The sequence below is a fragment of the Mesorhizobium sp. M4A.F.Ca.ET.090.04.2.1 genome (genome assembly GCF_003999085.1).
In the GTDB taxonomy this organism is placed as follows: Bacteria; Pseudomonadota; Alphaproteobacteria; order Rhizobiales; family Rhizobiaceae; genus Mesorhizobium.
Window position 1 is genome coordinate 1 of sequence record NZ_RZOT01000127.1, and the last position, 12,062, is coordinate 12,062.

At 64.8% G+C, this 12,062-nt stretch carries 12 protein-coding genes, 1 pseudogene and 1 riboswitch; of the genes and pseudogenes, 5 read left to right on the forward strand and 8 right to left on the reverse strand.

The annotated features are described in order from the left end of the window. The 5 genes and pseudogenes from EN781_RS11645 to EN781_RS11665 all read right to left on the reverse strand — a co-directional run. A pseudogene (locus tag EN781_RS11645) lies at positions 1 to 526 on the reverse strand (succinate--CoA ligase subunit alpha); the annotation flags it as partial. 14 nt (positions 527 to 540) lie between these two features. After that, positions 541 to 1,728, reverse strand: coding sequence for a malate--CoA ligase subunit beta (locus tag EN781_RS11650; protein ID WP_126054043.1), 1,188 nt, complete (start codon positions 1,726 to 1,728; stop codon positions 541 to 543). An 18-nt stretch (positions 1,729 to 1,746) separates the two neighbouring features. Next, positions 1,747 to 2,703: a CoA ester lyase gene (locus tag EN781_RS11655; protein WP_127400004.1), complete on the reverse strand. Its 957-nt coding sequence runs from the start codon at positions 2,701 to 2,703 to the stop codon at positions 1,747 to 1,749. Between the two features lie 12 nt (positions 2,704 to 2,715). After that, entirely contained in the window at positions 2,716 to 3,906 is a 1,191-nt protein-coding gene (locus EN781_RS11660) for an aminotransferase class V-fold PLP-dependent enzyme (protein ID WP_127400005.1), read from the reverse strand. Positions 3,907 to 4,027: 121 nt separating this feature from the next. Further along, on the reverse strand, positions 4,028 to 4,699 hold the full coding sequence (locus EN781_RS11665) for a response regulator transcription factor (protein WP_126054046.1): 672 nt from the start codon (positions 4,697 to 4,699) through the stop codon (positions 4,028 to 4,030). Between the two features lie 389 nt (positions 4,700 to 5,088). Here EN781_RS11665 and mgtE point away from each other — a divergent pair, with 389 nt between their 5' ends. Both mgtE and EN781_RS11675 read left to right on the forward strand, forming a co-directional pair. Continuing rightward, entirely contained in the window at positions 5,089 to 6,507 is a 1,419-nt protein-coding gene (gene mgtE / locus EN781_RS11670; protein ID WP_126054047.1) for a magnesium transporter, read from the forward strand. A 125-nt stretch (positions 6,508 to 6,632) separates the two neighbouring features. Then, entirely contained in the window at positions 6,633 to 7,019 is a 387-nt protein-coding gene (locus EN781_RS11675) for a MerR family DNA-binding transcriptional regulator (protein WP_112618641.1), read from the forward strand. A gap of 21 nt (positions 7,020 to 7,040) precedes the next feature. Here EN781_RS11675 and EN781_RS11680 read toward each other — a convergent pair whose 3' ends face one another. From EN781_RS11680 to EN781_RS11690, 3 genes are all read right to left on the reverse strand, one after another. Next, the gene (locus tag EN781_RS11680; RefSeq protein ID WP_126054048.1) at positions 7,041 to 7,517 is read right to left on the reverse strand and encodes an isoprenylcysteine carboxylmethyltransferase family protein; all 477 of its coding nucleotides are present in this window, start codon (positions 7,515 to 7,517) and stop codon (positions 7,041 to 7,043) included. Then, positions 7,514 to 8,515: a DUF1624 domain-containing protein gene (locus EN781_RS11685; protein ID WP_126054049.1), complete on the reverse strand. Its 1,002-nt coding sequence runs from the start codon at positions 8,513 to 8,515 to the stop codon at positions 7,514 to 7,516. Before EN781_RS11685 ends, EN781_RS11680 begins: the two co-directional genes overlap by 4 nt. A gap of 216 nt (positions 8,516 to 8,731) precedes the next feature. Continuing rightward, complete coding sequence (locus EN781_RS11690; protein ID WP_127400006.1) at positions 8,732 to 9,910, reverse strand: aromatic ring-hydroxylating dioxygenase subunit alpha; 1,179 nt, start codon at positions 9,908 to 9,910, stop codon at positions 8,732 to 8,734. Between the two features lie 132 nt (positions 9,911 to 10,042). On the opposite strand from EN781_RS11690, the gene EN781_RS11695 reads away from it, so the two are divergent. From EN781_RS11695 to EN781_RS11705, 3 genes are all read left to right on the forward strand, one after another. Beyond that, entirely contained in the window at positions 10,043 to 10,735 is a 693-nt protein-coding gene (locus tag EN781_RS11695; protein WP_126054051.1) for a gamma-glutamylcyclotransferase, read from the forward strand. Positions 10,736 to 10,799: 64 nt separating this feature from the next. Beyond that, positions 10,800 to 10,994, forward strand: a riboswitch (cobalamin riboswitch). Between the two features lie 36 nt (positions 10,995 to 11,030). After that, positions 11,031 to 11,210 (forward strand): CbtB domain-containing protein, encoded by a 180-nt coding sequence (locus tag EN781_RS11700; protein ID WP_126054052.1) that lies wholly within the window; start codon positions 11,031 to 11,033, stop codon positions 11,208 to 11,210. A gap of 15 nt (positions 11,211 to 11,225) precedes the next feature. After that, entirely contained in the window at positions 11,226 to 12,026 is an 801-nt protein-coding gene (locus EN781_RS11705) for a CbtA family protein (protein WP_126054053.1), read from the forward strand. The last annotated feature ends 36 nt before the right edge of the window (positions 12,027 to 12,062 follow it).

A 12,062-nucleotide genomic window follows, 5' to 3' on the forward strand; every position in this document is an offset into this window, starting at 1 on the left:
CGCCGATGCCGAGCGCCTTCATCTGCGAGGCCGCCTCGTAGCCCAGCGTGCCGGAGCGGCCGACGATGCCGACGCGGCCGGGGAGGTAGATGCTGCCGGGCATGATGCCCATCAGCGCCTGTCCGGGCGTGATGACGCCGGCGCAGTTCGGACCGACGAGGCGCATGCGGTCCTCGAAGCGATAACGGCGCATGTAGCGCTTGACCTGCATCATGTCCTGCGACGGGATGCCGTCGGTGATGCAGACGCAAAGCTTGATGCCGGCGTCCGCCGCTTCCATGATCGAATCGGCGGCGAAGGGCGGCGGCACGAAGACAATGCTGGCCTCGGCGCGGGTCTCGCGCACGGCGCCCTTGACGGTGTTGAAGATGGGCAGGCCGAGATGGGTCTGGCCGCCCTTGCCGGGGGTGACGCCGCCGACCAGCTTGGTGCCGTAGCGCTTCATGTCCTCGGCATGGAAGCTGCCGATCTTGCCGGTGAAGCCCTGGACGATGACGCGGGTGCTGCGATTGAGCAGGATTGCCATTTTTTCGGTCTCCCTCAGGCTGCTTTTTTCTTCTTGGCGGCCGCGCGCCAGGCGGCGACGGCCTTTTCGGCGGCTTCGGCCAGCGTGTCGGCGACGATCACCGCCTCGCCGGAATCGGCCAGGATCTTGCGTCCTTCCTCGACCTTGGTGCCGGAGAGCCGCACCACCAGCGGCACGTCGACGCCGACTTCGCGGATCGCCTTGATGACGCCTTCGGCGACCCAGTCGCAGCGGTTGATGCCGGCGAAGATGTTGACCAGGATGGTCTCGACATTCTTGTCGCCGAGCACGGCGCGGAAGGATTTCGCCACCCGCTCCGGAGAGGCGCCGCCGCCGATGTCGAGGAAGTTGGCCGGCTCGCCGCCGGCGATCTTGATCATGTCCATCGTCGCCATGGCGAGGCCGGCGCCATTGATGATGCAGCCGATATTGCCCTCCAGGCCGACATAGGAAAGGCCGCGGTCACTGGCGAAGGTTTCGCGCGGGTCTTCCTGGCTCTTGTCGCGCAATTCGGAGATCTCCGGGCGGCGGAACAGGGCGTTCTCGTCGAACGACATCTTGGCGTCGAGCGCGACCAGGCTGCCGTCGCGGGTCACCACCAGCGGATTGATCTCCAGCATCGAGGCGTCGTAATCGCGGAACACCTGGTAGCAGCCGAGGATGGTTTCGGTCGCCTTGCCGATCAGATTGCTCTCGAGCCCGAGGCCGAAAGCGATCTCGCGCGCCTGGAAGCCCTGCATGCCGACGCCGGGATCGACCGTGGCGCGGATGATCGAATCCGGCTTCTTTTCGGAGATATCCTCGATCTCCATGCCGCCGGCGGCCGACGCCACGATCATGACGCGCTCTTCCTTACGGTCGAGCACGAAGCCGAGATAGAGCTCCTGGGCGATGTCGACCGCCTCCTCGAGATAGAGGCGCGAGATCAGCTTGCCGCGCGGGCCGGTCTGCTGGGTCACCAGCTTGCGGCCGAGCATGGCTTCGGCGGCGTTGGAGATTTCCTCGTCGTTGGCGCAGAGCTTGATGCCGCCGGCCTTGCCGCGCGCACCGGAGTGAACCTGCGCCTTCAGCACCCATCTCGAGCCGCCGATCTCGCGCGCCCGGTAGGTCGCCTGCTCGGGGCTGTAGGCGAGGCCGCCGCGCGGCACGTGCACGCCGTGGCGGGCGAGCAGTTCCTTGGCCTGATATTCGTGAATGTCCATTTTTTCCTCCGAAAACTCTTAGTGGGTCGAGGCCTGGCCAGCGCGCTCGATCGCCTCGCTGACCACCAGCACGTTGCGCGCCATGCGTTCCGACGCCGCGTCGATCATCTTGCCGTCGAGCGCAGCCGCGCCCTTGCCGAGCGCCTCCGCCTCCTTCAGCACCTCCAGGATGCGCCTGGCGCGGGTGACCTCTTTCTCCGGCGGCGAGAACACGTCGTTGGCGAGCGCGATCTGCGATGGATGGATCGCCCATTTGCCTTCGATGCCGAGTGCCGCGGCACGCCTTGCGGCCGCATTGTAGCCTTCGGGATCGGAGAAATCGCCGAACGGCCCGTCGATGGCGCGCAGGCCGTAGGCCCTGCAGGCGACAGTCATCCGCGACAAAGCGAAATGCCACTGGTCGCCGGGATAGTCGGGATTGAGGCCGCCGATGTTGACGGTGCGCGCCTTGTTGCTTGCGGCATAGTCGGCAACGCCGAAATGCATCGCTTCCAGCCGGCCCGGCGTGGCAGCGATCGCCTCGACATTGGCCATGCCGAGCGCTGTCTCGATCAGCGCCTCGAGGCCGACGCGAGTCTTGTAACCCTTGGCCATCTCAATCTGGTTGACCATGGCCTCGACCATATAGAGGTCGGCCGGGACGCCGACCTTCGGAACCAGGATGGTGTCCAGCCGATCGCCGGCCTGCTCCATGACGTCGACCACGTCGCGATACATGTAGTGCGTGTCGAGGCCGTTGATGCGCACCGAGACGGTCTTGCCCTTGGCGCGCCAATCGATGTCGTTGAGCGCCTCGATGATGTTCTTGCGGGCGCGCTCCTTGTCCGGCGGCGCGACCGCGTCCTCGATGTCGAGAAAGACGAAGTCGGCGGCGCTGTTCGCCGCCTTTTCGATCATCTCCGGGCTCGAACCCGGAACCGCCAGCTCGCTGCGCTGCAGCCGGAGCTTCTTCAGGTGGTTGATGGTGTGGCTCATGGTCGGTCCTCCTCAGGCGGCTTCGGCAACTGGCACGGCGGCCGAGGCGCGGAAGTGCTGGATGGCGGCGCCGACGCCGGAGCCCGGCGCCAGCTTGACGCCGCAGTCGAGCAGCGTCAGCTCGGCGGCCGACAGCGAGGCCAGCACCATCACCTCGTTCAGCCAGCCGAGATGGCCGATGCGGAACACTTTGCCGGCCACCTTGTTGAGGCCGCCGCCGAGCGATGTCTGGTAGGTCCCGTAGGCTCGCTTGACGACGTTGGCGCTGTCGATGCCTTCGGGCACCAGGATGGCGCTGACCGTATCGGAGTGCCATTGCGGAGTCTTGGCGCACAGCTTCAGGCCCCAGGCGTCGACGGCCTTGCGCACGCCTCCAGCGAGGCGATGGTGGCGAGCGAAGATGTTCTCCAGCCCTTCCGCGGCGATCAGGTCGAGCGAGGCGCGAAGGCCACGCAGCAGTTGTGTGGCCGGCGTATAGGGGAAGTAGCCCGTATCGTTGACGCGGATCATGTCCTCGAAGGAGAAGTAACAACGCCGGTGGGTCGCGACCCGCGACGCGGCAAGCGCCTTCTGGCTGACCGACAGGAAGCCGAGGCGGGCCGGCAGCATGAAGCCTTTCTGCGAGCCGCTGACGGCGCAGTCGACGCCCCATTCTTCCTGACGGAAGTCGATCGAGCCGATCGACGAGACGCCGTCGACGAAGAGCAGGGCAGGGTGGTTTGCGTCGTCGAGCACCGCGCGGCAGCCGGCGACATCGCTGGTGACGCCGGTCGCCGTCTCGTTCTGCGTGCAGAACACAGCCTTGATGCGGTGCGCCTTGTCGGCCTGCAGCCTCTCGGCATAGAGCTCGAGCGGGACGCCGGTTCCCCATTCGCAGTCGATGACGTCGACCTCGAAGCCGAGACGCTCGGCCATGTCGACCCACAGGTGCGAGAATTGGCCGAAGCGCGACATCAGCACCCGGTCACCGGGGCTGAGCACGTTGGTCATTGCCGATTCCCAGGCGCCGGTGCCGGACGACGGGTAGATGAAGACGCGGCCGGTCTCGTTCTTGAAGACCTTCTTGATGTCCTCGAACAGCGGCAAGGTCAGATCCGGGAACGAGGAGGCGCGCATGTCCTCCATCGGCAGGTTCATGGCCTGCCGGACCTGCTCCGGAATGTTGGTGGGTCCTGGAATGAAAAGATGGGTGAACCCAGCCATGCTCGAACTCCTCCGGTCGTTTGGGATGGTAGAGGAAGTGTCGTTTGGGTGGGCCTGAGCAACAACACTCTGGCGGGTAAGTTGTCACCGCGCGCGGGTAGGCCCAGCCTACCCGGTCGTCCTACCCGAAAGGCGATTTGGGCGCGCGGCGCTTCTCGCTCGAATAAAGCGCGACCGCCATGGCGCGGTTGCGGACGTCGAGCTTGTCGTAGAGATTCTTGAGGTGATACTTCACCGTATTCTCGGAAATCCCGGTTCGCGTTGCGATCTGCAGATTGGTCCATCCGTCAGAAAGCACCGCCAGGAGCTCACGCTCGCGCACGGTGAGCTGGGCCAACGGCGTGTCATTGACCTTGTTGATGTCGATGTAAGGGATGCAGATGCGGCCATGCGCCACCGCCAGGATGGTCTCGAAGATGATCGGCGGATCATCGAACTGGAAGCAATAGCCCTGGGCGCCGAGCCGCACGCACTGCTTGAGGATGCCGATGTCATGGTCGTTGGAAAAGACGGTGATGCGCACGTCGAGCTTGCGGCTCTGGACTTCGGCCAGGATGTCGGCACCGTCCATGTCGGAGAGCTTCCAGCCGATGACGGCGACGTCGAATTCAGGTTCCGCAGCCAAGTCCAGGAATTGCTTGCCGCTCTGCACCGAAGCCACGAGTTCGAAGCGGCCGTCGCATTCCAGCATTTCACGAAGGGCCGAGACGACGAGCGGATTGCGTTCGGCGACGATCACGCGAACGCGTCGCTCCTCAATTGACCCGTTTCCTCTCTCCGGCTTCGTCGTCAAGGGTTTCCGGTTTTTCTCTTTGCGGCCGGGGCGAGCCCGATCGTGGTCCTGCATTCTGACAATTCTGCCGCAACCGCGCGGGCGTGCTCTTTCCCCAGCGACATGCGCTGTCGCGTCGCCTGAAGCCGGACCGGCATCCTCTTTTGGTGGAATCGGCTTTTTCGGTGGTTACCGGACGATGTCTCCTACCAACGGAATTGATCGGGCGGGAAAGAGCGTATTTCGTTTGATATACCCGGGCGTTAGAGCGATAGGTTCGCAAATCGAATCGTGCTGCCGAACCATCATTCTTTCGCGCGTCGGATTTCCCAAATGCGGTTTCCCCTTTGGGTTCGATGCTCTAGACCTGAACTCTAGCTTTTCCGGAATCCTGACGGCGGGAGGCGCTGGTGGAAGCCCAGGACAATCAGACGACCGACGCCAGGCCGCATGAGGAGGCCCACGCCGACATCTATGGCGAGGACGGCGCCGTCCTGTCGTCCTTCCTGGCCCATGTCGGCGCGGCCATCGCCGACCGCGACACGCTGACCCTCAAGCGTGACGTCGGCGACCTGCACCAGTCGGAGCTTGGCGACCTGCTCGAGGCGCTGCATCCGGAGCAGCGCCGCGCGCTGGTCGAACTGCTCGGTTCCGACTTCGACTTCTCCGCGCTGACCGAGGTCGACGAGGCGATCCGCCTCGACATCGTCGACAATCTGCCGAACGAGCAAATCGCGCAGGCGGTGCAGGAGCTCGATTCCGACGACGCGGTCTACATTCTGGAGGACCTCGACCAGGAGGACCAGGACGAGATCCTGTCGCAACTGCCGTTCACCGAGCGCATCAGGCTCAGGCGCTCGCTCGACTATCCGGAGGAGTCGGCCGGTCGGCGCATGCAGACGGAATTCGTCGCCGTGCCGCCGTTCTGGACTATCGGCCAGACCATCGACTACATGCGCGAGGACAACAACCTTCCCGACCGCTTCAGCCAGATATTCGTCATCGATCCGAGCTTCAAGCTCGTCGGCGCCATCGACCTGGACCAGATCTTGCGCACCAAGCGGGCGGTGAAGGTCGAGGACGTCATGCATGAGACGAGGCATGCCATCCCCGCCACCATGGACCAGGAAGAGGCGGCGCGGGAATTCGAGCAATACGACCTGTTGTCTGCCGCGGTGGTCGATGAGAACGAGCGGCTGGTCGGCGTGCTCACCATCGACGACGTCGTCGACGTCATCCAGCAGGAGGCCGAGGAGGACCTTCTGCGCATGGGCGGCGTCGGCGACGAGGAACTGTCCGACACGGTGCTCGCGACCTCGCGCTCGCGCGTGCCGTGGCTGCTGGTCAACCTTCTGACGGCCTTCCTCGCGGCCTCGGTAATCGGCCTGTTCGACCAGACGATCGAGCATATCGTTGCGCTGGCCGTGCTCATGCCGATCGTGGCCGGCATGGGCGGCAATGCCGGCTCGCAAACGATGACCGTCACCGTGCGCGCGCTGGCGACGAAGGATATCGACATCTACAACGCCGCCCGCATTATTCGCCGCGAAGTCGGCGTCGGCCTCATCAACGGCATCGTGTTCGCGGTGCTGATCGGCATCGTCGCGGCGGCATGGTTTCGCGACCCCAATCTGGGCGGCATCATTGCGGCGGCGATGATCATCAACATGTTCGCGGCGGCGCTGGCCGGCATCCTGATCCCGCTGCTGCTCGACCGCTTCAAGATCGATCCGGCGGTGGCGTCGGCCGTCTTCGTCACCACGGTCACCGACTGCGTTGGCTTCTTCGCCTTTCTGGGCTTGGCCACCTGGTGGTTCGCCGTACCCTGAAGGCGCAATTGACTTTTACGTAAATGCCGTGCGAGGTTCGGCCGGCTTCCATTCGATTCCGCTCATGGAACGGAGGCGAGGGCGACGCCACCGGACGGCGCCCAGTACCGGCATCGGGAGCAACAATGCGGGAATACTACACGATCACCGAACTGACCCGCGAATTCGACGTGTCGACGCGCACGCTGCGCTTCTACGAGGACGAGGGCCTGGTGCAGCCGGTGCGGCGCGGCCGCACGAGGCTGTTCCGCCCGTCCGACCGGCATCTGATCCGCCAGATCATGCGGGGAAAAAGGCTCGGCTTCTCGATCAACGAGATCCGCGAAATCATCCAGATGTACAAGGAGCCGCCCGGCGAGGTCGGCCAGCTCAAGCTGATGATCAAGCGCATTGAGGAAAAGCGCGAGGATCTCAGGCAGAAGCGGCGCGACCTGGAAGAAACGCTGGCCGAGCTCGACCAGGCGGAAGAATCCTGCGTCGAGCGTCTGGTGGAGCTCGGCGTAAACACCTGAACTCAGTGGGGTACCTCCGGCTCAAATCCAGCGCCGCACCCGCTTGGCGTAGTCGCGGTATTTCTTGCCGAATTTAGCCGCCAGCACCTTCTCCTCCTTTTCGACCGCCAGCTTCTGCGTGGCGAACGCGGCGACGAAGGCGAACAGCAGGAACCAGGCGATCCCGGTGATGAAGGCGACGCCGATCAACAGCAGCGTGTTGGCAAGATACATCGGATTGCGGGTGATCGAGAACGGGCCCGATGTGACGAGATGGTCCGGCACCGCGTTCGGATTGAACGTCGTCTTCGCTCGCAGCATGACCCGGATCGCCGTGAACCAGAGCGCGGCGACAAAGAACAGCGCCACCCAGCCGGCGGCAAACAGGAGGTCGCCGAGGAGATCGCCGATCCACGGCAGCGGAAAGAAGAGGCCGAGCACGACGCTGGCGGCGATGGCGATGACGTAGATCAGCGGCGGCCACGGGATGAGCCCGGGTTTCGGCTGACTGTCGGTCATTGCTGTCCTCCCTCCATCGCGCTGTCGGTGCTCGCCGTGCAAGCGCCGGCGAGCTCGGCGAGATGCGCCTTGAACCCCGGTGTCTGGTCGCCCTTGTAGAGCCTGTCCAGTATCCCTTCGCCCTGCAGCGTACCCAGCATGCAGCCACAATAGCTCGTACAGAATTTGCTGTCGCGCTGCTGTTCACAGGATATCTGGCAGGATTTGAGGAAGCTGGCGTCCTGGTCCAGCGGCGCCGCCGGCATCACCTGCGAAAACAGCCAGACCGAACCGAACAGCAGTGGCTGATGGATCAGATAGAAGGCGAGGCTGTGGCGGCCGATGAAGACCAGCGGGTTCGACCAGCGGCCGGGCGCCAATTTCGCCAGCCTGGCAAGCAGGCCGCAGGTGGAAGCGAGTTTCGCCGCGGCAATGCCCAACAGCACGGCGCCGAACCATGGGAAGAGCGGCACATAGTCGTTGGAGCGCGGGTTGGTCGCCGACAGGCCGACCCACCACAGCGCCGGATGGTCGAAGGCTTCCGAGCGCAGATAGAGCGGGGCGGCGATCACAAGCGCCGCGACGGCGATGGTCAGCAGCGAGGGCAATCGCAGGAAGGCGAGGCCGAGCAGGGATGCGAGCGCGATCTCGTGCAATATGCCGAAGAAGATGAAGCCATCCGGCGTGGCGATGCGAGTGATCAACGAAATGGCCAGCGCCGCCACGGCGACCATGGCAAAGCGCTTCCAGAAGCCCGGCCAACGGATCTGCCTTCCATGGGCGAGGAACAGGCTGACGCCGACCAGGAACAGGAAGGTCGAGGCGATGCAGCGCGCGTAGATCTTCCACCAGCCGAAGGCGGTGAGGCCGGGATCGGCATAGCCGAAATTCTCGAGGTCCCAGGTGAAATGGTAGCTCGCCATGGCCAGCAGGGCCAAGCCGCGCACGATGTCGATGGCGACGATGCGTCCTTGCTTCGGCGTGTCCTGAACAGGTTCGGCCGGCGATTGAAGGCTCATCGTGTCTCGCATTCCGATTCAGTGATACCAAACGACTATCATGGTTCAGCCAGACAAAAGAAGGCGGGACCTCTGTCGCCTGGTATCAAGCTGCCCGCCGTTTTCTTTCGAGCGGTTCGAGGGCCGGCCGTGAGCCTGGGTTCAGCGTTCGCCACGCGCGCGGGCTGCCGGCGGCGGCCGTGGCTTTGTCACCTGGCGGCATCTGCCGAAGTCGCTCTAGGGTTTGGGCGAAAATGCCTGATGCCGCGCGCGCACCCATTCGTGGAAACGGTGCAGGTCGTACTCCTCCGGCATCAGCACACCGGCCTCGTGGCGCATCGAACGCAGGCCCTTCTGGTTGACCTCGCAGATCGCCGCGTCCTCTTCCAGCACCTGCCTGCCAAAGGCGACGATGTTGTCGATGTCGGCTTCCGGCGAGGCGAGCGCTTCGGCCGGGAACAGCCATTCGGCTGACAGTTCCGTCTGCTCGGGGCCGAGCGGCACAAGCCGCACGGTGCGCACATAGTCGACATGGCCGACGATGAACATCGACGGCAGGCTTGTGGCGTAGGTCTGGCCGGCGGCGCATTCGGCCGGCGTCAGGCCGGCAAACGCCGGGCCGTGCGCGCGGCCGTCGCGCGACCAGGTCTCGGCGCCGGCTCGGAGGCCGCCGGAATATTCCGGCGCGTCATTGTCGGCGTGGCGCGCCCATTCTGGATCGTCGTGCCTCGTCATCAGGCCACGGCCATACATCGGCACCAGCCGCGACAGGTCCTTGTGGACGCCAGGGCAATGCAGGCACTCGTTGAAATTCTCCCAGAAGATCTTCCAGTTGCAGTTCATGACCTTGCGCAGCGCATGGCCGGTGACCAGCGTCTCCAGCGGCCAGTTGGCGAGATTGCCGGAAGCTCTGTCGAACGAAGCTTCCGCCGAGCCGGCGGCATCTTCGGCGAGGTTGATGAAGACGAAGCCGCGCCACACCGACAGCGCCACGCCATAGAGCGGGTAGTCTGCCTTGTCGAAGCCTTCGGGCAGCGACTTCGACGGCACGCGCACGAGATCGCCGCGCAGCGAATAGGACCAGGCGTGGTAGGGGCAGGTCAGCAGCCTGGCCTTCAGCCTTCCCTCGCTCTCCTGGCAAAGCTGCGAGCCGCGATGCCGGCAGGTGTTGTGGAAGGCGCGCAATTCGCCGGCCTCGTCGCGCAGCACCACGATCTCCTGCGTGCCGACGCGGAATGTCCTGAAAGCCAGCGGCTGGGCAAGATCGGCCTCACGGCAGACCAGCAGCCAGCTTTTGTACCAGATCGCGTCGAGGTCACGACCGTGGGCCCCGGCATCCCAATAGGCCGACGACGGCAGCGTCGGCGCAAGCCTGGTCAGGCCGGTGTAGAGGTCGTCGCTCGGTTTGGGCTGCATAGGCGGCTCCCTGAATGGTCCAGCCGACACCCGGGCAGGATGTTTGTCAATCGCTCGCGCCGTGGCCATTGTGGCACGCAATCGCCGCCCCTAAGGTCGGCGCTTCACAAGTCGGGTGCCCAGGGACAGTTCATGCCGCCAAGGACAATGTCGCTCACCGAGGAGCTGGTCGCGCGCTGCTTTCGCGTCGTCGAGGACAGCGGGCCTGATCCCAACGCGATGCATCTGGACGATGCCGACTATGATGCGATGCTGGACACGCTGGAGGCTGAGCTGCCTGGCAGCGAGCCGCTCTGGCTGTTCGGCTACGGGTCGCTGATCTGGAAGCCCGAGATCGACCATGTCGAAGAGCGGGTAGCGGTCGCGCGCGGCTGGCACAGATCCTTCTGCATGAAGATGACGCGCTGGCGCGGCACCAGGGAGCAGCCTGGCCTGATGATGGCGCTGGACCGGGGCGGGCAGTGCAAGGGCGTCGCCTTCAGGCTTGGCGATGCCGACCGGCGCCAGCAGCTCGACAAGGTCTTGCGGCGCGAGGTGACGCTGAAGCCGACCAGCTACCATCCGCGCCTGCTCAACCTTTCGAGCGATGGTGGCACGTTGCGGGCGCTGGCCTTCGTCATCAACCGCAAGGGCACAACCTATGCCGGCCCGCTTGAGGAAAAAGAGGTGGTCGAAAGGCTGGCGACGTCCTGCGGGCACTGGGGATCGGGCGCAGACTATCTTTACAACACGGTGAAGAACCTGGAGCAGCGCGGCATCCATGACAGCCATCTGTGGCGGCTGCAGCATCTGGTTGCTGAACGAATTGCCGCGTCGGACAGCTAGGCCCGGTGGCGCATTTGCGCTGGTGGCCGCCGGAATTTGGTTTGCCGGGCGCGACGATTCTGCCTATAGTCCTGCCGTCGTCGGTTCCGTTTTTGGAGCCAAGAGGGAATGCGGTGAGGGCGAATTCGTCCAATGCCGTGGCTGCCCCCGCAACTGTGTGCGGTAGTCCTCTCCAAGACCACTGAGGAAATTCCTCGGGAAGGTGGGGAAGGGCGCTGATCCGCGAGCCAGGAGACCTGCCGGCGACAGAAACGTTGAATTCTATGCCCTCGGGTGGAGGGCGAAAGGACAAGACATGACGACCGCTTCCGTCTCCCTCGGCACCTCCGTCTCCTCGCAGTCGCGCTTCATGCAGCTGGCCATGGCCGCGTTGCTCGGCATTTTCGTCGTCGGCTTTGTCGGCTTCTCGCATCTCGATGCCGTCCACAATGCCGCTCACGACTACCGCCACTCGATGGCCTTTCCCTGCCACTGACAAGGGCCTGACATCATGAACCTGTTTCGCAACGTCGTGTTCATCGCGGCGATCGCAGGGCTCGTGGCCGGCGTTGTTCTCGCTTGCCTGCAGGCCTATGCAACCGTGCCGCTGATCCTCAAGGCCGAAGTCTACGAACAGGCCGGCGGCGGCCATCATCATGATCATGCCGCGGCGCCTGCCGAGACCGGCAACGCCATGAGCTCCGCCGCTCCGGCCGGAAATGCCATGAGTTCCGTGGCGCCGGCTCCGGCCGAAGCGGCCGCGCCAGCGGAAGACGAGGGCTGGGCACCGGCCGACGGCTTCGAGCGTTTCGCCTTCAACGTCGTCGCCAACATCGTCACCGGCATCGGCTTCGCGCTGATCCTGGTCGCGGTTTCGGAATTCGCCGGCGGCATCGGCAGCTGGCGCCAGGGCGTGTTCTGGGGGCTCGCCGGCTTTGCCGTGTTCACCCTGGCCCCCGGCCTCGGCCTGCCGCCGGAACTGCCGGCGATGCCGGCGGCCGAACTCCTGCCGCGCCAGATCTGGTGGACGGCGACAGCGGTCGCGACCGCCGCCGGACTCGGCCTGATCGCCTTCCGCAAATCGCTGCCGCTGGCGATCCTGGCCGTAGCCCTGATCGTCGCGCCGCACATCGTCGGCGCGCCGCAGCCGGAAAGCTTCAAGACGCCGATTCCCGAAGGCCTGCATCACCAGTTCGTGGTCGCCGTGACACTCACCGATCTGGTGTTCTGGCTGGTGCTGGGTGCCGCCGTCGGCGTGGTGCGCGGCCGCTTCACCGGCACGGCCACCAGCCTGCGCGACAGCTTTGCCTGATCGCAGGGGACTGACCTTCATCATCGGCGGTGGGGG